Raw genomic sequence first — 22,786 nt, 5'->3', positions numbered from 1 at the left:
TGACGTTATTTCCAGATGACACTGCCATCTAATTAATTGCGCTACCTCAGCATTAAAGCCAAGTTCAACGCGCAATCGTTTTCTTCCTACTCTATTCCGGTTCTTTTAACTTTTTCCGCTGTAATTCGGCCCTTTTCCTCCAAATTACAGCGGTAAAGCAAGAGTTACAGTACACCCTCTTCAAAGTCTTCTTCTGTCAACTCTGCACTTTCCAATTCGGATTCAAGTTGCAAGACAGAGAAGCTGATAGCATCAGAAATCGCACTGATCGTTTTTAGTTCAAATAACGATTTAAGTTGCATCTCAATGTTAAATTGCCGTCTTATTTTTGAGGCAAGTAAAACCGCTGTTAAAGAGTGGCCACCTAACTCAAAGAAGTTATCGTTTATGCCAATAGTCTCAGGCGATAACTCAAGTACTTCCGCCCACAATCCGACAAGTAGATGATCAATATCATTTCGCGCCTTTTCATAAGGCTGCCCAGAAGCAAAATTTACATCCATTGTCTCAAGTAAACGTCGGTCGACTTTTCGATTTGGTGTTAATGGTATCGCTGCAACACTGACAAATGCCGCGGGGACCATGTAATCAGGTAATGCCAATCTCAACTGGGTAGCAATGTCATCACTGTCTAGCTCTGCTACTGTTGCTGAATTTGTGGCTTCAGCGACATAAAAGGCGACGAGCTTTTTATCTTGGTGTTGCCCTTGAGCTACAACAGCACACTCTCGAATGCCCTTATATTGCTTGAGCTGCGCTTCAATCTCTGCGACTTCTATACGAAATCCTCTGATATTGACTTGTTCATCAACACGACCTAGGAACTCCACTTCACCGTTATCTAACCAGCGAACAAGATCGCCCGTTTTATACATTTTTTCTTCCTTGATAAACGGGTTATTTATAAATGCAGTTTCCGTTAGATCTGGTCGATTGATATACCCGCGAGCAACGCCTCTTCCCCCGATGTATAACTCTCCTGGAACGCCAATCGGTTGCGGCTTTTTATTTTGATCTAAAATATAAAGCTGTGTATTACCTATTGGCTTTCCTAGGGTAATGTTTGCATTCTTTTTGACGAACAAGGCATCTGTAGAAAGTTTCGCTACCGTTGTCTCAGAAGGACCGTAGTTGTTGTAGACCTTACAATCAGGATGCAATCCATTAACCTTCTGAGCTAAGTTAGTTGGTAACGGCTCACCTGCGAAAATTAATACTTTGCGAGGCAAGATGACTTCGTTCTCAGACAATGTAAACATCTCAAAGTGCGAAGGTGTCATCTTCAAGCAATCAATAGGATTAGCATCTATGTATTGCAGCAGTTTATCTGGTGAGTTCACCCAGTCACTCGACATCAAATGCAATGTTTTGCCAAACAGCAATGGGATAAACAACGAAGTATTACCCAAATCGGCAGAAAACGTTGATATTGCCGCAAATGTTTCACATTGTGATAAGTCCATCTTTTTATACGCAGCATACGCATAGTCAACTAACATACTATGCTCAACCATCACCCCTTTAGGCTGGCCTGTTGAACCCGATGTATAGATCACGTAAGCCAAGCAATTAGGAGTAGCAACTTTTCTAAGCGGCTCACCTTGACTCAATTGTTGGTTAGCGATTTCGCTAATCTCTTCCCAACCAGAGCTTACATCTACAACAGGAAGCTCTGTCACCACGCCAGCATCTAATTTTTCACGCTGACTAAGGATCAAAGTAGCTCCACTATTTTCCAGCATAAATGACAACCTTTCTTGAGGCATTTCAGGGTCGAGAGGCAAATAAGCACCTCCCGCTTGCAATACCGCTAAAAGCGCAATCATCATTTGTGGCGTTCGATTAAAGTACAAACCGACTACACTTTCTGCCCCGACACCTCGCGACTGCAAGTAAAGGGATAAGGCGTAACTTTGATCATAAAGCTGCTGAAAACTTAAAGACTCGCCTTGGAAGACGATAGCTGTTTTATTGGGGTGTTCAGCAACTTGTTGGGCAAACAATTCATGAATGCACAGGTGTTCTGGAAATGCAGAGTCCGAACGACCAAAGCTCTCGACTAACCGAGTATTTTCTTCACTGCACATGATAGGTAAATCACCCACCGTTTGACACTCTTGATTAGCAATGCCAATTAACACATTCTGCAGCTGATTGAGTATGCGAACAATGGTATCGGAGCGATATTCATCAGCGCGGTAACCTAACTCAAAAGTAACACTGGTGCCTAAACTGCTGCGTTCTGGCATTACCATCAAGGTTAACGCGTAATGCGTTTCTTCTTCGTTTTCAATACCCGTAACAGTCAACCCAGTTCCAGCGATTACGTCTTCGATTTCTTTATCTACCGGATAATTTTCAAAGACGACAAGCGAATCAAATAAACTGCGGTCCTGACCGTTGCTTGAATGGCGGTTGGTTAGATTTTGAATTTCAGCTAACGGTAAGAAGCCATTTTCAATTCTATCCATACCAGCACTGTGCATCTGTTTTAACCAAGCAGCTATGTCTTGTTCTGGATTTATTTCAACGGCGACAGGAAGGCTATTAATGAACAAGCCAACCATCTCCTCAACACCTTTGACCTCACCAGGACGACCAGATACCGTTTCACCAAAAATAACCTGGTTACTGCCGGTATACCTGTGTAGTAAGTATGCCCAAGATGCTTGAACTAAGGTATTAAATGTAACGCCATATTGCTTCGCAACATGATTAAGCGCATCACTTTGTGCTGCAGATAAAGAAACACGCTGCTTTTGGCTACCTTCAACACTTTTATCGTCAATCGCATCCTTTCGTATTGATGACAAACCGTCGACATTAGCCAGTGAAGATTTCCAAAACTCACGAGATTCTTCGATATTTTGTCCTTTTAACCAAGCGATATAGTTTTCATAAGGTTTAGGGGCAGGAAGCACTGAACTAATATCTGCATTCGACGTTTCGTCAGCCAAATGTTTATAGAATGACATCACCTCTTTTAATACCAGAGGCAATGACCAACCATCTGAGAGAGCATGGTGATTGGTCCAAACCATAACATGTTTATCTTGCGAATAAGAGACGACAGCGATGCGAGTTAACGGCGCTGATGCAAAATCAAAACCTAGTGCGCGATCAGCAACAAGGTAGTCCGCGAATTTTGCTGTTTGCTCGGATTCACTGTCTGTTGACCAGTCCAAATGTACGAACGGCAACTTGGCATTTGATAATACAAGTTGATGGCTCCTGTCATCTGAAAACAATGTTCTAAAGACATCATGGCGTGCAACGACTTGCTGCCACGCTTGCTCCATCGCATTAGCGTCAAGCCTACCTTCGATATGCACTGAAAGCTGTGTCAAATAAGCAGAACTATCAAGATCACTATGGAACAACAGCCCTTTTTGAACACCTGTCGTTGGGTACAGCTTATCTAGTGTTTTGTTAGCGTTATACCATTCATCAAGCTGTGCTTGATTTGCGTCACACAACGGAAAATCGCTCGGCGTTATACCACCAGCATTTTCACTTAAGCAATGTTCAATAATCTGTTTTAGCGCGCTTTCCATTCTGGACGCTAGACATTCCATGGTTTCAACATTGTACTGTAATGTGTTGTACCTAAGTGAAAACCCAAGCTTTCCACCGGTTACCATGCCATTAAATTCTAGTGAATGCGTTCGTTGACGTAAGGCACTTACATCGTCGCCCACATATTCATCGGCAATATTAAAAGGTCCAGTACTATTAACCACCTGATCAAACTGACCGAGATAGTTAAACAAGATTTCTGAGACGGCTGTTTGCGGTTGTGTGCTGCCGCTCTCATGGTTGTCACTCATGTACGTTAACAAACCATATCCAATGCCATTGTTTGGTGTCTTTCTTAACTGCTCTTTTACCGACTTTATAACCTCTGCTATTGGTGCATTCGCCTCAGAACCAATAATGACCGGATATACTGACGTGAACCAGCCAACTGTTTGTGTTAAATCTAAAGATTGATCGAACGGCTCTCGTCCATGGCCTTCTAGGTCAATTCTAAACGCTGAACCACCTGTCCACTCACGTAATGCTATGTACAATGCTGAAACCAACAAATCGTTTATTTGCGTGCGATAAGTCGCTGTACAACTATTTAGCAGCGCATCAGTTTCGGCATCATTAAAGTTAAAATGCACTTCTTGACTAACGTCAATTCGGTTGTCGACAACATCTTCATGATCCGCTGGCAAACGTGCAATGTCGGCGTTATCAACGTCTAGCCAATGTCCTTGACTTGCCGCAACCGTATTCTTGTTCAAATGAGTAACTAAATGATCTCCCCACTGTTGGAATGAAGACGTTTTAGGCGGCAATTGCACTGGCTTTTGCTCAACACATTGTTCGTAAACTAACGCTAGGTCTTGTAAAATCACACGCCACGATACGCCATCAATAACCATATGATGGAAAGTTAATAACAATCGACGATTGTTACTGTCTCCGTCAAACATTACCGCTCTAAAAACGTCAGCATCATCAAGTGACAGACTCGATTTTTCCAATGTGCCATATTCAGCAAGTGTTGCTTTCCACGCATCTTCAGACAGATTTTCGAGTTTGTAGTACTTAATCGCACGTTCCGTCAACGCCGCAGTTAAAGGAATATATGATGCTTTACCGTCGTTAATAGCTAAGCGCAACACGTCATGGCGTTGATACAAAGCGCTTACTGCTTTATGCAAAGTTTCTGTAGAAAAATCACTTGGCAACGTTAACAGCACTGATTGATTGTAATGATGTTGATCAGTTTTATCGCCTGACAAGAACTCTCGTTGGATAGGGATCAAAGTTTGTTGACCTGAGATAGTCTCCTGTGGAGCGTCAATGTGCGCTTCCAAATTAACAACTGTCGCTAACTTCTCGATGGTTTGGCACTCAAAAAGTTGTCGCGTTGTAAAAACTAGACCTTGTTTCGCAGCTTTCGTAACCGCTTGAATCGCCAGAATAGAATCTCCGCCAATCGAAAAAAAGTTATCAGTAACACTTACAGCTTTAACGCTTAATAAATGTTGCCACACTTCACTCAATTGCTTTTCAATTTCCGTTCTTGGTGCGACATATTCACGAGCATGTTGCTCTGAAACTTCAGCCGCTTGTAACGCTTCACGGTCAACCTTTCCATTAGGCCTAAGAGGTAATGCTTCCATCCGAATCATCACCGTTGGCACTTTATGCTTAAGTAACTTCTGACTTAAGTAACTACCGAGTTGTTCACAAAAATTAACCTCTTCGACACTGGCTAACGAAGAACCTGCCTCAGCAACGACATATGCAACCAATTGTTGGGAAGTAGAGTTTGAGCCCACAGCCTTGGCAAGCACGATTGCTTCAGATATTTCATTATGCTCATTAATCGCTGTCTCTACTTCAGATAATTCAATTCTAAATCCACGAATTTTTACTTGATGGTCTGCTCGCCCAATAAATTCAAGCACGTCTGGCTTGCCTTGACTATCTGCAGTACAACGAACAAGGTCGCCTGTTTTATACAACCTCTGCCCCGCATCAAAAGGACTTTCGACAAACTTATCTTGCGTTAATTTGGGTTGATTCAAGTATCCACGAGCTAAGTTTTCTCCGCCGATATAGAGCTCGCCAGCCACACCAACTGGGCATAACTGCATCGCATGGTCTAAGACAAACAATCTAGAATGAGGACTCGCAACACCAATAGGTACATTACCCGTGGTATGAGATGTACAATCGTAATAACTGCTCCATACACAAGCCTCTGTTGGGCCATATTCATTAAACAGCCTTACCGATTGCCATTTCGCATCTTGTTGGTGTTGTTTAACCAATCCTGACTCACAAGTTTCACCTGCAACAATCACCGTTTTTAAAGATGCTGACGGTGTTATTTCTGACGAAATCATTGTCTGGTATACACTCGGTAAAGTAAGAAAATGACTGATCTCTTCTTGATTCATTAATGTTTCAAAATTCGATAAATCTATACCTTGCTTAACGTTAACCAGACAAAGTTTACCACCTGAAACAAGCGTCCAGAAAATCCCCGCCACCGAACTATCAAACGCAAAAGAAGAAAACAAGGCAAAACAACTTGGTGCTTCTTGATATACACTTAACCGTGACAAGGTCGAGTTCATCAATCCACCATGCTCTACTGTAACCCCTTTAGGTAATCCTGTAGATCCAGATGTATAGATAACATACGCCAAATTATTCGATGAAAAGTTTATCGAATTTTTCGTCGGGTTTTCCGTTGAGTAATCCCCAAGAAAGCTTTCCCAAAGTTCGTCATCAATCGGCAAAATTTGCAGGTCATCAAAAGGTAACTCCGAAAATAGCTCTGAACTGGTTAACATTATCTCGAGTTCAGAGTCTTCTAATATGTGCTCGATGTGCTTTTCAGGATAGTCGGGATCAATAGGAACATAAGCGGCTCCCGCTTTCAAAATCCCCATAATACCAATGACCATCTCTAATGAACGTTCTACACATAAACCAACAAGCGTGTCTTTAGTTACCTCATTTTCGATTAGGTAATCTGCGATTTGATTAGCTTTATCATTGAGTTCTTGATAAGTGATGGATTCTCTAAAAGAAGACTCGTTGATAACCGCGACAATTGACTGAGGATTGCGTTGTACTTGTTGCTCAAAACAATCGACAACGGACATATCTTCAGATAAAGGCAAATCAAAATTAACTAAGTTGTCATTATTGATTTTAGAGGTAGACCAATCGATTAAGGCATCATGTTCTTTTTGATCAAGGAAGGGTAATTCACTAATTGGTGCAGTTGGCGACGCAATAATACCTTGCAACAACACTTCAAAATGCTGCGACATTCGCTCAATCGTTTTCGTATCAAATAACGCCGTTGCAAATTCCCAGTCTAGTTTTAAGCCACTTGGAGCACCGTCATTTTCAAGTTCATAAACGTCTAAACTTAAATCGTGAACGGCAACCGAATGTGCTCGTTCAATCTTGCGACTAGCCAAACCAGGAAAATCGAGAGTGCCTTGTTCGTTGTTTTGCAAGACAAGCTTCACTTGAAATAGTGGCGAGTATGCTAGGCTGCGCTCTTGCTGTAATTCGTCCACCAATTTTTCAAAAGGTAATTGGCTGTGTTCGTAAGCTTCCAGTAGATTGTCTTTTGAAGTGGCTAATACCTTATCAAATGTAGGATCTCCTGATAGGTCAGTTTGCGTAACAATACTGTTTACAAAGAAACCAACTAAATCCGACACCTCTGCCTGTTCGCGATTAGCCACTGGCGTACCAATGACAATATTCTCATTGCTATCGCTGCTTTCTCCTTTGTCGCTATGACGTTGCAACAAAATTGCGTAAGCACTTTGCAGAACCATAAACAATGAGGTGTTTTGCGCTTTGGCTAATCGGTTTAACCCTTGCTGAATATCTGCACTTAACACGTGATAAAAGTGCTCACCATGAGAATCTTGTACAGGCGGTCGAGGACGATCTAATGCCAGATGGTGAACTTCCGGAAGATCTTTTAGCTTTGCTTTCCAAAAATCTAGGTGTGTTTTTAACGTCTCACCACTCATACTTTGACGTTGCCAATGTGCAAAATCTTTATATTGTACGGAAAGTTCATCAAGCGGATATTCAGTCACTTGCCCTGAATTAACGCTCACATAATAACGATATAGTTGGTTTAATTCATTGACGATAAGCCCTTCAGACCAACCATCTACTGCGATGTGATGAAGGCTAACTAATAACACATGTTCTTCATTTGAGCATTCAAATAGTTTGACTCGCATCATCAAGTCTTTGCTCAAATCAAAAGGAGCAGCAAGCTCTTTTGCCATTTCTTCGTCAATGGCGCCAGCCAGCAAGTCATGCGCTATGTTCGTTAACGAAACTACCGGTACCTCAACAGTTGCTTCTGAGGCCACTACTTGAACCGCCTCACCTGAAGCTGTTTTTTCTATTCGCGTTCTCAACACATGATGACGTTTAACGACATCGTTAAATGCGTTCGTCAATGCTTCAATATCAAGCTTGCCCGTCAATACAAACCCTTTACAGATGTTGTATTGATCGGTTTTTTGGTCAATTTGGTTATTCAACCACAAACGCTGCTGAGGAAACGACAAAGGACCGGGTTCATCTGCACTCAATGGAGTGATTTCTGGCTTTTCCGTTTGTTCTGCTTGCTCAATAACTTTCGCCAATTTGCGAATAGTGTTGGCATTAAAAAAGCATTTAATCGAAATATCGACGTTCCACTGCTTTTGAATTTTTGCAGCGATGCTAGCAGCTAGCAACGAATGTCCACCAATATTTAAGAAGTTATCATCAACACCAATTTTATCGAGCCCTAGTTCCGCCTTCCACAGCGCACAAAGCGCTTTCTCAGTCTCGCTAACAGGCGCATCTACTTTAGCTGCTTCTTCATTATCAGGAGCAGCTAGTAAGCCCTTTTTTGGGCTATATAAGCCCTCCAAATCATTGGCAAGGTAGCGTTTTTTAGATAGTGAACGCTGAACTTTACCACTTGAGGTTCTATTAATACGACCAGCCTTAACAAATACAATATCGTCTAAGACAACTTCAAAATACTCAAATATCGCCGATTTTATTGCTTCGGTAGCATCGGCAAAATCAAAGCTGGCTAGCGCTTCTCGACCAACCTCGAGCAACAACGCAGCATTGCCATTAATTTCAAACGCGACAGCACCGTTTTGATTTAACTCCGGGTAAACTTTATAAGCAAGCTTTTCAAAATCTTGAGGGTAATAATTTCGCCCTTTGATAATCATCACGTCCTTGATACGACCAGAAATAAATAGCTCTCCCTGATGGATAAAGCCTAAGTCGCCAGTACGTAAATAGCGGTTATCATCATTATTGAGTGTCGCGCCAAAAGCAGCATTAGTTTTTTCTTCATCGTTCCAGTACCCCTGAGCAACGCTTGGGCCGGCAAACCAAATTTCACCAATTCCGCCGTCTGTAACTTCCTCTAAACTATCAGGTGAAACGATTTTTAACGTATGCTCAGACATTGTATATCCATGTCCAACCAAGACTTGCTCTTTGGCTTCGTCATTGCCAAGCTCCGCTTTACCTTTTTGAAGGGATTCGCTGTTAAACGGAAACGCTGAGTAAGCTGTTTTGTGTGCACCGGCACAGATAAATACTGTCGCCTCGGCCATTCCGTAAGCTGGAAATATTGCACTTTCTTTAAAACCAACACGAGCGAAGCGTTCGCTAAAAGCCACTAATGTTTCAGCATCGATAGGCTCTGCCGCATTAAAGGCAATACGCCATGTAGAAAGATCTATTCCCGATAAATGGTGCGGTTTAATTCTGGCTACACAATGATCAAACGCAAAGTTAGGTGCACCACAAATAGTGGCTTTAAATTCAGTAATTGCTTCAAACCACGCCAGAGGACGTTTAATAAAACGTATAGGCGACATCAATATTGAGTGTGCTCCTAAGAAAATAGGCAGCAACAACGTATTGACCAACCCTAAGTCGTGAAACAGTGGTAGCCAGTTACAAAACACATCTTGATTTGAACAATCTGAGCCTTCTTGCAATAGCTTTAAGTTGGCAATGATATTACCGTGCGATACCACAACCCCTTTAGGTGAGCCAGTAGAACCAGATGTGTACTGTAAAAACGCTACTTGCTCAGCGCTGATCGTTGGTAATTCAATGTCGTCGTCAGCTGCGGATAATTGTGTTAAATCTCTAACTACTAGCGGAGCAAGCGCTGGCTCTAACTGTCCCTTTAACGCTTCTGCAGTTAATACTATCTGTGCTTGGCAGTCTTGAATAACCGTAACAACGCGACCCGCATGCTTTTTGTTTTGAGGTGGATATAGAGGTACAGCGACAATCCCCGCATACAAACACCCCATAAATGCTTGGATATACTCTAAACCCGGTGGAAACAATAAAACCACTCGCGAGCCAGCTTTAGTGTCCTTTAACAAGTTTCGAGCAATTGTTTGCGCCCGATTATGCAATTCATCAAAGCTAATTGTTGATTGTTGGCCATCATCTTCAATAAAAGTGAATGCCGAGTTGTTTGCGGATGTATTAGCGTGAGCCGCAAGATAGTTATAAATTGTTTCCATAATGACACCTTGAATTATTATTTTTCCTTGCGACTAGTCGAGATTAACGCTTTTTCTGCAGAACATAATTTCTGCTGAGACATTCATGTTTTTGCAAGCTTCGAGGAACTTATTAGATTCTTGTACTTGTCTAGAGTCTTCTTCGTGCTCCAAACCGTTAAAGTATTTAAAGCAAGTTTCTAAGCCTATTGCATAAACAAAAACTTGTTTGGCATTGAACGCTTTAACCATAGGAATAGCTTGTTCGCAATCTGAGCCATCCAAACGTCTTGAGTTTTTAATAGCCTTCGGCACCTTTTTAGTTGTTAACGCGCCATAGACCCAAGTGTAAGGTGCTCCAACACATTCCATACCAATAGCCATAACATCTAAGTCGGTGTAGTACTTTCCTAAGTGATCATATAAATTTCGATCTGGGTTTGAGGAATCAGCGCCGAAAAAGCACTTCTTGCCTAACACATCAATGTACCAAGCGGCTTTGGAACGAATATTCAAATCACCATGTTCCCCAAGGAAAGGTAACGCAACTATTTTGCCGCCCGGAATGTCGATTTCATCGAGATCATCAACCTCAACCACATTGAAATTAAGTTGTTTTAACATTAACCTCATTGAAGGATCAGGGAGTGTTCCGCCATTATTTTTTGGAACAACAATAGTGTCTGTTTTATAACGCAATTGCAGGAGTGTTTCGATGTTGGCGTGATCCATGTGGGTATGCGTTAACAGGATATAATTTATTTTTTCAGGTAGCTCACTAAAGCTTAACATTGTGTCGTCTTCGTTAGATTCTCGAGACGCAATTATTGGGTCAACCATAATAGTGACGTCAGCCGTTTCCAATAAAAATCCTGCATGGCCTGTATAACTTAACCTAACGCCCTCGGTTACAGGTATGTGAGTAATTTTCGGCTTTTCTTCTGTAAATAAGTCTTTGTAAGACAAGCCTCCCGTATGCTCAAAACCAGAGAATAATTGTTCCACTTCATCAGCAGACAACGGATATTCGCGAGCACGAAATACTTTGTCGACAAACTCGTCATTGAATTGCGCGGGTATTTGCAGGTGATTTTCATCGGGAAGACGCGGTGTGCTTAAAACAAATGGTCTTTCCCCAACTTTTGACAATAAACCAAAAGATAAACTCTGTAACCCTGGGTTATAGTACTTACTGCGATACATCAATGGTTCGATAATTCTATAGGATGGGCGATGCTCCATATCTAAGAATAACTCTACACAGCCTTTAAGTGGATCTGGTACTTTCGAATATAAATATTCAATACTCTCACCATTGGTATGTTCGCTAAGTAGCTCATCTAAATATCTAACCGCATCAGAAAGTTCGATCAGATCTCCGCAGCGTTCATCTAATTGATCAATTAGCGCTTGAATGTCGCCTACTTGGTCTTCAGAACAGTTTAGGAATTCTCCGCCTGTTAATACCGATTCATTCGACGCAAGTATGTGTATTTTGTAGTTCTTAACAAAAGACTGCATTATCCTGCGGTGTGTATTTACTATATGACGTGCACACGTGACAGGCGGCATTAAATAAGGCCATGCATACCATTGATTCAATAGGGGTTCAAAATATGCGTCCGCTTTTAAATAAAGCTTTTGATTACTCATTTTCACTTCTCTCAATCGTTACTAAAACCCTATTATTTTGTGAAGAGGTGGGTTTTAGTGAATGTTATTATTGCCAGTTAAAGTCTTTGCCTACTAAGTCGTACAATTTTTCGTTGTACGGTTTATAAAAGGCAGAGAGCAAATCTTTTGTTTTCTGTTCAGCCGGAGGTAGCTTAATTGGATTTTCGTTAGCTTTCTTTCCGTATTCAGGGATATCGACTACAGGTAAATCTAAAAATGTTTGCACTTTGTCGAGCACGGGTTTTCTATTGGCGAAATATTCAGAAGAATCGAGAATTAACACGTTACTCTCACCAAATCGTTTGATCCAATGTTCAACTGATTTGTAATATATCCCCGTTTCCAGTACCGGAAATCCGCAAGCAGTTTCCATATCCAAACTAGGGAATAAATCAATGGCACGCTCAATATATTCGTGGAATGAATCAAAATAGCCATGCTTTTTAACTTTTTCTCCGCCGACAAACACTTCCCACTTCCACTGGGTGTAAGCTCTTGCAACAGGATCTCTCAAGGTGATAACAACCTTAGCGTTAGGATTTAACTCGTAAAGCTTATTCATCAGTGTCATGTTGTTGAGATACGGTTCTAAGTATCCGCACCTTGCAGGCCCTTCAACTTTCGCCTCTAACGCCTGCTTTTCTTTGATTGTTGGGTAATATGCTCGCCAATTTTTTAGCGTTAAGGACTCAATTTCTTTAGCAAGCGGTGGCATGACATTCGGGTGTAATAGCATATGACTAACTAAATCACTCGAACCATTTTTAATTGGGCCTGTCATGACATAGTCAGGCACGACGCGCTTTTTGGAAAATAAGTTTCTAGTAAACACTCGCCATTTAGGCACAGCCGCGAAGTAGTATGACAAGAACTGATATTCCGCCAATAGCGACAATATTTTAGGAATTTTTAAGTGAAAGCTTTTTTGTTCAAAATTTAGTTCTCTGTATTCCGCTATAATCTCAAATGATCTGAACAACTTGTCCATTTCTGCATTAGCAGTAATTTTCTGTTTATTAACAGACACGCTCTATCTCCTCATTGGGTTGTTCTAATGTTCTTTTGTTATCTATTTTTGTTGAACCTTCATCTGATAGCTTTTGACCATTTTCCATTTTCACCAGCTTATCGGCCAAATGGAAATATCGGTCATCATGGGTAATGACTATCACAAGTTTATTTCGTTGCTTTAATGTCGGTAAGATTTGTTGATAGAAGACATCTTTAAATCCTGGATCTTGATCTGCAGCCCATTCGTCAAAAACATAAATGGCTCTGTCTTCTAGGTATGCAACTAATAATGCAAGTCGCTTTTTCTGACCAGCAGATAACTCGGTACTTGAGAACTCACCATTTTTAACGGTGACTTTATCTTCCAAACCCAGGTCTTTGAGATTATTTGTTGCACGTCTATCAATCTCTTCTGCCGATAAACCATAGAGCTTAGTAAACAAATAAAAATCAGAATATATTGCCGATATGTTTTCGCGACAATACTTTCGGTTATTGTCAGTGACCAAGGTGTCATCAAAATATACGTTACCAGCATCAGGCACGTAATGAAGCGATAACATTTTCCCTAACGTTGTTTTACCAGAGCCATTACTGCCAACTAAAAACGCAATTTCTCCTCGGCGAAGGGTCAAATCTACTGGACCCAGTTTAAACCCTGAGTCATCTTTTAGGCGATAATGGTACTCGATTCCTTCCACTCTAATTTCATTACAGTCATTTACTGGCTGCCCTTCGCCCAGATACTCAATCGGCATTTCATTAAGTAAACTGTCTAATTTTTTCGCTGAGATTGACGCCATAATTACCGGTGACATCGAATTCATAATTGTTGAAATAGGTGCAGTTATGTATAGCAGCACCATCACCACCCCTAGCAGGCTTTGCTGCGACAATGAGAAGTAACTCGCGAGAATGTAAGCCACAATACCGATAGCGAAAAAGCAAATCATGGTGCCGTAATTTAAGCCAATAGAGATTAAAGTGCGGCCATGCTTTTGAGCATGGGTAAAGCGGTCTTCATTGGCATTTAAACTACTCTCGAGATAATCATTTCTTCTGCTTTCGTTAAGCTTGAGTTCTTTGGCACCATAAATTAAACCACGCATTCCCTCTTGAATGCCGTCGAATGAATTTCGTGCCGTTGTCATATGCTTTTGTCCAAACATTAACGGTAAATTGTAAGTGAGTGCACCAAAGATAATAACTGCGACAACAAAACTGAAAACTTCTACGCTTAAGTAGAGCAAGAAGAATAGCATTCCCATTAAAGTCGAAGAAGCAACTAGCATGCTTGGCAACACAGAAGCGCCAGTCGTAATCGTTGCAATGTCATTATTTAGCGCGGTTAATAACCGAGACGGGCCAATTTCTTCCATATCGCGAATAGGTAAATTTGAGATTCGACTATACAGTTTTTTCCTTAATCCCACTGTCGCATCGATTGCAACGTGTGCCACCATAGTTTCTGATATAGAACGGCAAATGAGAATGAAAAAGCAAATGGCAAAAAACAATAGTGCCTGCGCGGGCGAGATAATTTCAAACCCCATCAACCAATATGAAGTGTCTATATCTGCCTGCAAAAACCTATTCGGCTGTGGTTGAAGTGACAAAAGTACAAGAGGCACAATACAGGCATAGGCTAAACCCGCAATAGAGCCTAATGTCACGGCAAAAAACACTTTATTTGGAGCTGTTTTTGTTAATAAACCAAACAAACTGGTAGAGGATTTATTTTCGTTATTTTCCATAATTGTTCTCTTTATTGCACTGGCTTTAAACTAAGCACAGAATGCTCTGATTGCCCCTGCCCCTGAATTAAATGCATTGGCCAAAGTGCGAGTTGTTTGTGAGGAATGACATTATCGTCATAGTGTTTACTCAGTATGTTACCGCTCTGTCCAGTATCGTTAATAAAGCGACTATGGCTCCAGTTACTCAAATCAATAACTTGACGATAGTTTGGACCTACAACTTGCTGATACCCTTTATCTTTAGAATGAACCCATCTGGCATTATTAATGGTGTATGAGCCCCCCCCACTATCAACTTCTCGATCAAAAATAGAATCAAAAAACTTTAAATTAGTAAAAATTGGATGGGGATAACGCGTCTGATGAAAGTCTCCCCATGTTTTGCCAAAACCAATATCTCTGTCGAGCTCTTTAATGGACTCATCTAATGCTATTAACGCGATGTCTTGGCATGATTCGAGTGCAACCGTATCAACCTGATCACACCAATTGTGTGACAAAACATCTTGCTCAATGACTTTATCTATAAATTCAGCTTGAATTTGGCTGGTGAGACTTTGTAATTGATCACCACGAGCTATTTGCAGAATATCGCCCTCAAGTTCATCTTGAATCAGTAAACTATTGAAGTGTCGTAACCACATTTGATAAATGGCAGCAGACTCGCTATCTTCCGATAAAGTACCATCCCACTGTTTCAATTTATCAAGTGCGTCCTTTTGTTCATTATTTTGAGCGACCAGTGTTTCAAAAAATGGCTTTAATTTTACGGCTTGCTCGCTTTTAGTATCACCTTGTAATTTGACAAAATCATCAAATACTATTTTTTCTCCATTTTTACGTAAAGCCTTAAGTTGGCTTTCAATTCTGGAAGAGCGATAGCTTGGTGCCCAATTGTTACTGACCAAATAGGGATAATCATTTGCGTGGTTTTTATTATTGGCATTCACAATAAAACCGCTTTTAGGATTGTAAGCCTGAGGAACTTCTTCTGGTGATATATATCCGCCCCAATCATATTGCTGATCCCAACCTGGCACAGGAAGTCGACCATTGCCTTCTTTTCTCACGGGAATCTTACCGCCAGCATAAAAGCCAATATTTCCTTGGTTATCTGCATAGACAAAGTTAATTGCAGGTGCGGTGTAATCTTGCATCGCTTCGGTAAAGTCTTGCCAATTTTCAGCGTAGTTTATTTTAAAGAAACCTTGATAACTCTTATCTTCCGTCGCAAGCGCTGTCCATTTTAATGACAATGGCCGGTCAACCCTACCAATAACGTCACTAATAAGTGGGCCAAAATGTGTTTCGCGAATTTTCCATTTCACTGGCGGAATAGGATGTGTAAGAAATTCAGGGAAGTCAGATTTAATATGTATCTCTTCCTCGATTATTTTCATGTCTTTCCATTCACCTTTAAATTCATACTGATCTTCATTTAATGGATTGGTTCTCATCACATATAAGTCTTGGGCATCCGCTAGCATGTTTGTTGTGCCCCAAGATATATCATTGTTATGCCCCATAAAAATGAAAGGTACACCAGGCACTGTTGCTCCTGTAACGTGAAGCTTTTCGCCTTTAATTTCTGCCAAATACCAAAATGAAGGAATTTGCGTTGATAAATGAGGATCGCTGGCTAGTATCGGCATGCCTGTTTTCGTGTGTTCACCAGAGACAACCCAGGCGTTGCTTCCTACACCTTTTATGCCTGTACCAAATTCTCGTTGTAACTGTTGGTCTTGGCGTAGTAAACCGTTGATAACATCTGAGTCAACCATGTTTGCTAATTGTGTATCAGGCTTGTTTGTAGCGTTTAGATTCGGGATAAGCTCATTTGCCTTTGCAACCCCTAACTCTTTCACCAGCATATCCAACATCAACTCTTGGTTAAAACCCGAACCTAAGTTAAATGCAGATAACTTCATTAACAACAGAGAGTCTTGAGGTCTCCATTTTTCTGGCCGAGTATCGAGTAAGTAAAATTCAACCGGTAAAACATGTGATTGTTCAAGCCATGCATTAACACCATTGGCGTAAGCCACAAGGCTTTCATAAGATGCCTCATCTAAGGCTTTAAGGTCATTCTCAACTGCGCGATATAGTCCTATTGTTCTCATCAATTGATCAACACTTAACGAGCTTTTTCCAAGTATTTCACTCAGCCGCCCTTGTGCTAAACGCCGATAATAGTTCATTTGCCACAGCCGATCTTGCGCATGAACATACCCCAATGAAAACAAAGCGTCATGGTCAGTTGAAGCGACAATATGTGGTATCGAATGTTCATCATGGGTGATAGTGACTACGCTTTTTAGCCCATTTACCTCCAAAACACCTTCTTTTTTTGGAAGGCTTTGCCGTAAATAGAAAAAGGCAACCATTAACAAAACGACGACAGGCAAAACGACCCAAATAAGCAGCCGAGCCAGTATTGGATGGGAGCGCATTAACATTTGAGAAAATTCCTAAAACTGATCCAATTCATATAACTAATCCATTTGTTGTCTAGTAAGGACTAAAAGTTATGATTAACAAATTCCATACTAAGTACGGAATCAAAAAATAACGGTAATTCCAAAAGTGAATTACTTTTAGAATAATTTAGAAGATCGACTATCCTCTATCTCTTTTTAGACACGGTGAAACCATGTGCGTAAAACTATTTTATTATTTTTGTCTCACACGTGAGATTTTTAACATCTGGTCACATGATCCTATTAAACACGTGACAAAGTTTTTTGAGTTGATGTTGAGTAGCGATTTTCAACATATTTTTAACATAGTCAGTTTGCGATTGTCCATGACTCGTTAAAAATTTACTCCCTCTATTGCATGATTATAAAATCTGATTTTGTACATATTTCCATACAAACTGAAATAAAAAAACACACTTAATACTTTGTTTTTTATAACCTTAACGAATATGAGATTTTATATTAACAGCACATTAACACAATAAAGTTACGACATAATGACGTAAACCAATATGTTTGCTAACGTTCACAAAACCATCATCTAATTAGTTATTTGCGACAGCTTTCACTTATTAAATCACGTTTATTATAATTGAAATTTTACTTAGTGGCGCCCAAATAAAGGCTCAAACGACATTGCTCAATCACCTAAGTATTACCAATTAACCCTTATCTAGTTAGAAAAGCACCAGTCAAAAAGAATTGAGTAAATAAAGTAAGCACAATTAAAGGTCATATAGAAAAATAAAAAAATAGCGCCGAAAAACGCAAAAAACTGACAATGCAGGTTTTTAGATGGCGGTGACGGAGAGCTCTTCCGCCACAAACCACAAAGTCACATAAAGTTTTTGAATGTATAGATATTATACTACCATCCTTAAAAATCCTGTGATTGGGCTATGTGAAAGAAACTATTAAATTCACAAAAGTGAACTGATAGTTTAGAATATTAACCAGCCTAACAAATTGAAGAGAAAAGGAATTTCAGTGTTTCGAATAGATGAAATTATAATTGATGACTTTTGGCATAGAGCTAACGCAAAATGCAAATTTAAGCGTGATGTAAATATAATTATCGGTAAAAACGGCTCTGGTAAAACTACTTTTATGAATATAGTTCAAGCAGCGCTAACCGTTGATTTAGATGGAATTGTAGAAAATGATTTCAAATCAATAATAATTAAGCTCTCTAATAAAGGCACAAAACGAACGGTTCAGCTAACTAAAGTTGAAACTGACAAACCACCATTCCAGTTCATTAAATATAGAATTTCACAGAAAACATACAATTTACGGGCATTTACTTCGGACGATAGAGTACCGCCGAGCTATAGAAGAAGGTTAATAGAAGAGGCAAATGAAGTAAAAATAAAACTTTCTGAAATTGTTAATATATCTACCCTATCTGTTAACCGGTTGAGAAGCGGTGAAGATTACGAAATCAAAGATAGATCCGGCAAACGGTTAATGTCTCCTATCGATTTTCGACTGGATCAATTAATGAATGATTTTACTCAATACCAATATGAATTATCAGAAAAAATTAACCAAATATCTTCTGCTTTGCAAAAACAGGTACTTTCCTCACTTCTATATTCAGGCTCTCAAATAGAGGATATAAGAGTTCCAAGTAACTTTAATCGTATCAGAGACCGAAGACAGCTCGTATCTGCATATCAAAGATTAAAAGCATATGATGGTGATATTAGAAGCAGTATTAGTAAGCACATAGATGCAATAGACTCTGGTGTCAATAAGTTGAAAGAAGGTCAAGAGCTATCTGAGAATGACTGGGCTGCATTCCAATCATATTATAGAACACAAGAAGTTATCGAAATGTCTCTAAAGGCAGAAAAAGAGATTAGAGAAATTAATGCGCCCATTTATAATTTTTTTGACAGGCTAAATGATTTTATGCCCGAAAAAGAATTCTATTTAGAATCAGGAAAAATTATCGCATATAGTTTTGAAGCTGACGATATTCCAGTAGAGCGACTTTCTTCTGGGGAAAAACAGCTACTAATTCTGTTAATCGAAACATTGTTACAGAAAAATAAGAATTGTATTTATTTAACAGACGAACCAGAGCTATCTCTGCATATCGAGTGGCAAAGAAAAATATTACCATCTATTAAAAAACTTAATCCTAATGCTCAGATAATTGCTGCAACACACTCACCAGAAGTAGCTTCAAAATATAAAGACAACATAATTAATATGAAGCAGGTGATCACTAATGGATAGTATTGATTATTCTGACGGCGCTCTTAATGTATATAGCCAATTTTTTGATGCCGAAAAAATGCTCTATGTTGAAGGAGACGACGACAGAGCATTCTGGGAAATAATTCTAAATAAGTTTGGCGTTAATAATATTGAAATACAAGAAGTTGGTGGAATCCAGGAATTAAAAAAACTTATTGAAAAAATTAAAAATCAAGAAGTAAACGCGATAGCGGCAAAAGACATAGACTTCTCTACTTTGGAGGACGATTTTCAGGAAGATGTTAATGTAATAACAACATACGGTCATTCTATTGAAAACACATTAATATGCCCTGTTGTCCTAAGAAAAGTAATAAGATCTCACGGTCGAGTCGCTTTGAGTCCAGAAGAACAACAAGAGTGTATAGATTGGTTAGAAAATTTCTCTACAGCTATTTCACCTTTGGTCATATTCGATGCAATAAACGAGCTTACGGAAGCAGGTATAAAAGTCCTTTATAAAGATTGTACGAGTCTCATGAGATCACGCACTTCGCCTCAATTATGTGAAAATAAAATTAACGACCATATTGACTCAAAAGAGCTTGAAGCTAATTTCGCTAATTATGTTGAAGAAACCGAAAGTAAAATAATGGATATTAATAGAACCGTACAAGATTTTATTAGGGGACACTTTCTATTCTCAGCAGCGGTTAAATTTGTGAATCAAATGATTAAAAATAAAGGCTCCAGTAAAACAGCTTCGAATGATGCCTTTTTTAGCAGTTCAACGTTAGCATTTGAAGGTATTTTTAATGAGCATCATCCACATTATCAGCATTATCAAAGTGAGGTTAATCGACTTCAAATATAAAGCTCAGATTGTAAGATGCTCTCATCATTTGTGGGGTTTTAATTTATTGTGCAAATAGTATTTGTTCTTCCCTTTACAAGTTTAGGCTTGTAGAGGGAACAAAGGATATTCAGTAGGACTGACGTTAAATAGCCCTCCATGAAAACAAGTTTACACTTTATTTTGTACTCAAAAACAAAAAATAAAACGTCATAAGATTAATAGCCTAATACCAAGTATTCTCTCAGACCATAATCTTTTATTTCATCAATATCTTCGCTTGGATTTAGATTTAGCTTCAATTCGTAAAACTTAGATTCTTCTTTCTCGTAAATGAAGAAGGAAATGGCAGCAGCTAATGGCAATAGAGGACAGTTATCCTTAATGTGATACAACAATTCAGAGCCACATTCTTGAGCAAATAAGCCAAGCTCATTAATCAAATCAATAGGTAAATGCCCTTTGTTTAATAAAAACTTATAACCTACCGCCCAAACAGCCCTTGCTGGTGCTTTATAATGACAAGATAGCCATTGGGCGTCGTTCATTACAAATTGTGTTTTCTATATCTTTTACAAGCTGTTTCTGTTTATTTAATGAAAAGAAAGAGATCGGTGACACCTCCGTATCATTGATATTTGATGAAACCTAGAAAGTTAGGTGTACCAAAACACAAAAACCTGCTTACGCAGGTTTCTTTAAATGGCGGTGACGGAGAGATTATAAAATACCTCCTTGTATTTTACCCTGCGGGTCGCTGAAGCGCTCAACTTGGTTCCAGACCAAGTTGTCGAACTCTCTCGTTCTCATCTCTCCTTAACGCAAAAAACCTGCTTACGCAGGTTTCTTTAAATGGCGGTGACGGAGAGATTATAAAATACTTCCTTGTATTTTACCCTGCGGGTCGCTTACGCGTTCAACTTGGTTCCAGACCAAGTTGTCGAACTCTCTCTTTCTCTTCTCTCCTTAACGCAAAAAACCTGCTTACGCAGGTTTCTTTAAATGGCGGTGACGGAGAGATTATAAAATACTTCCTTGTATTTTACCCTGCGGGTCGCTTGCGCGTTCAACTTGGTTCCAGACCAAGTTGTCGAACTCTCTCGTTCTCATCTATCCTTAACGCAAAAAACCTGCTTACGCAGGTTTCTTTAAATGGCGGTGACGGAGAGATTCGAACTCTCGAAAGGTTTCCCTTTACACACTTTCCAGGCGTGCTCCTTCAGCCACTCGGACACGTCACCTTATAACTTTTCAATTCTCTACTTGGCATAAACACATCCATGATGATCGGCACCCAAGCCATTCTTCCATGAATGTCTGCCCTTACCTGAAAAAGCAGCGCTTTTTCCTGGCGGTAACGCCCCACTCGGACACGTCACCTTTTAACTTTTCAATTCTCTACTTGGCATTAGCTAATTATCGCTAAAACAGCCAAGTCGAAAAGCTGCGCTATGGTAGAAAAAAAGCCCTGCATTGGCAAGGCTTTCTTGGGATTTATTAATAGTTTGGCGGATTTTTAGCTTATCGCTTCATTGCCGCAGTAAACTCAAGCATCTTGTTTGTTGATTTAAGCGCGCCGATACGTACTTCTTCATCTACAAATACTTCTTTGCCTGTTGGGTCGATTAACGCTTCTTCAATAGCTTTAAGACCGTTCATCGCCATCCAAGGGCAATGTGCACAGCTTCTACATGTAGCACCTTCGCCAGCAGTAGGTGCTTCGAAGAATTCTTTGTCTGGGCAAAGTTGCTGCATCTTGTAGAAAATACCGCGGTCTGTTGCAACAACAAACTTTTTATTTGGCATTTCTTGGGCTGCTTTAATAAGTTGGCTGGTTGAGCCAACTGCATCTGCTAATTCAACGATTTCAGCTGGAGATTCAGGATGAACCAAGATTGCCGCATCTGGGTGCAACGCTTTCATGTCTTTAAGCGCTTTAGTTTTAAATTCGTCATGAACAATACAAGCACCCTGCCACATTAGCATATCAGCACCTGTTTGCTTCTGAATATAGTTACCTAAATGACGATCTGGACCCCAAAGGATTTTTTCATCGTTGTCATCTAAGTGCTCAACAATTTCTAGTGCACAAGAAGACGTTACAATCCAGTCTGCGCGAGCTTTAACCGCAGGAGACGTGTTTGCGTAAACTACCACTGTGCGATCTGGGTGTTGTTCACAAAACGCATTGAACTCTTCGATTGGGCAACCAAGGTCTAACGAACAGGTTGCTTCAAGCGTAGGCATAACCACTGTTTTTTCAGGCGTTAGTACTTTTGCTGTTTCACCCATAAACTTAACACCAGCAATAATTAACGTATCTGCTGGGTGCTCATTACCAAAACGCGCCATTTCAAGCGAGTCTGCTACACAGCCGCCGGTTTCTTCGGCTAGCGCTTGGATTTCTGGGTCACAGTAGTAATGTGCAATTAATACAGCATTTTTTTCAACAAGAAGCTTTTTGATCCTTTCTTTGTATTCCACTTTCTCGTCTGCAGAAAGCTTCGCCGGCTTTGCCGGAAAGGTAAAATCAAATTCAACTGCTAAATTGCTCTGTACCATATTAAAAACTACCACTTAAAAATTTGGGCGGGAATTATACGTGAAAACGCAATAAAAGTGTACTAGCGCAAATTACGGTAGTAAGTCTTTCTTGTGATTAGCTAAAACCAAAATAGCTATTAACTTAGAGCAAGCAATGTAAAGCGAGAAAGA

General features: G+C 40.0%; 9 protein-coding genes and 1 tRNA gene. 2 read left to right on the top strand and 8 right to left on the bottom strand.

All coding sequences use genetic code 11. The features are described 5' to 3' along the window. Positions 1-164 precede the first annotated feature (164 nt). From ACOB80_RS13085 to ACOB80_RS13065, 5 genes are all read right to left on the bottom strand, one after another. Positions 165-10,115, bottom strand: a complete 9,951-nt coding sequence (locus tag ACOB80_RS13085; protein WP_473166278.1) for a non-ribosomal peptide synthetase — start codon at positions 10,113-10,115, stop codon at positions 165-167. 33 nt (positions 10,116-10,148) lie between these two features. After that, complete coding sequence (locus ACOB80_RS13080) at positions 10,149-11,747, bottom strand: MBL fold metallo-hydrolase (protein ID WP_473166277.1); 1,599 nt, start codon at positions 11,745-11,747, stop codon at positions 10,149-10,151. A gap of 67 nt (positions 11,748-11,814) precedes the next feature. Then, a complete protein-coding gene (locus tag ACOB80_RS13075) occupies positions 11,815-12,795 on the bottom strand; it encodes a sulfotransferase domain-containing protein (RefSeq protein ID WP_473166276.1) in 981 nt (326 codons plus the stop codon). Beyond that, positions 12,785-14,533 (bottom strand): cyclic peptide export ABC transporter, encoded by a 1,749-nt coding sequence (locus ACOB80_RS13070; protein WP_473166275.1) that lies wholly within the window; start codon positions 14,531-14,533, stop codon positions 12,785-12,787. Before ACOB80_RS13070 ends, ACOB80_RS13075 begins: the two co-directional genes overlap by 11 nt. Positions 14,534-14,544: 11 nt before the next feature. Beyond that, a complete protein-coding gene (locus ACOB80_RS13065; protein ID WP_473166274.1) occupies positions 14,545-16,992 on the bottom strand; it encodes a penicillin acylase family protein in 2,448 nt (815 codons plus the stop codon). A 1,008-nt stretch (positions 16,993-18,000) separates the two neighbouring features. Here ACOB80_RS13065 and ACOB80_RS13060 point away from each other — a divergent pair. Then, a complete protein-coding gene (locus tag ACOB80_RS13060; protein WP_473166273.1) occupies positions 18,001-19,257 on the top strand; it encodes an AAA family ATPase in 1,257 nt (418 codons plus the stop codon). Beyond that, on the top strand, positions 19,250-20,092 hold the full coding sequence (locus tag ACOB80_RS13055) for a DUF4435 domain-containing protein (protein WP_473166272.1): 843 nt from the start codon (positions 19,250-19,252) through the stop codon (positions 20,090-20,092). The genes ACOB80_RS13060 and ACOB80_RS13055 overlap by 8 nt, the downstream gene beginning before the upstream one ends. A 197-nt stretch (positions 20,093-20,289) precedes the next feature. On the opposite strand, the gene ACOB80_RS13050 is transcribed toward ACOB80_RS13055, so the two are convergent. From ACOB80_RS13050 to nadA, 3 genes are all read right to left on the bottom strand, one after another. Then, positions 20,290-20,619: a hypothetical protein gene (locus ACOB80_RS13050; RefSeq protein WP_473166271.1), complete on the bottom strand. Its 330-nt coding sequence runs from the start codon at positions 20,617-20,619 to the stop codon at positions 20,290-20,292. A gap of 605 nt (positions 20,620-21,224) precedes the next feature. Further along, a tRNA-Ser gene (locus ACOB80_RS13045) sits at positions 21,225-21,312 on the bottom strand. 280 nt (positions 21,313-21,592) lie between these two features. Beyond that, positions 21,593-22,633, bottom strand: a complete 1,041-nt coding sequence (nadA, locus tag ACOB80_RS13040) for a quinolinate synthase NadA (RefSeq protein ID WP_473166270.1) — start codon at positions 22,631-22,633, stop codon at positions 21,593-21,595. Positions 22,634-22,786: the final 153 nt, after the last annotated feature.

The organism is Thalassotalea coralli, from assembly GCF_055786205.1.
Note: the sequence above shows the minus strand (reverse complement) of the source record. Positions and strands in the feature narration are given on the sequence as shown.

What these genes read in the sequence shown, in the direction of transcription:
- ACOB80_RS13065 (WP_473166274.1), bottom strand. Translation starts at nt 16,992, where the DNA reads ATGTTAATGCGCTCCCATCCAATACTGGCTCGGCTGCTTATTTGGGTC.
- ACOB80_RS13070 (WP_473166275.1), bottom strand. Translation starts at nt 14,533, where the DNA reads ATGGAAAATAACGAAAATAAATCCTCTACCAGTTTGTTTGGTTTATTA.
- ACOB80_RS13055 (WP_473166272.1), top strand. Translation starts at nt 19,250, where the DNA reads ATGGATAGTATTGATTATTCTGACGGCGCTCTTAATGTATATAGCCAA.
- ACOB80_RS13050 (WP_473166271.1), bottom strand. Translation starts at nt 20,619, where the DNA reads ATGAACGACGCCCAATGGCTATCTTGTCATTATAAAGCACCAGCAAGG.
- ACOB80_RS13085 (WP_473166278.1), bottom strand. Translation starts at nt 10,115, where the DNA reads ATGGAAACAATTTATAACTATCTTGCGGCTCACGCTAATACATCCGCA.
- nadA (WP_473166270.1), bottom strand. Translation starts at nt 22,633, where the DNA reads ATGGTACAGAGCAATTTAGCAGTTGAATTTGATTTTACCTTTCCGGCA.
- ACOB80_RS13080 (WP_473166277.1), bottom strand. Translation starts at nt 11,747, where the DNA reads ATGAGTAATCAAAAGCTTTATTTAAAAGCGGACGCATATTTTGAACCC.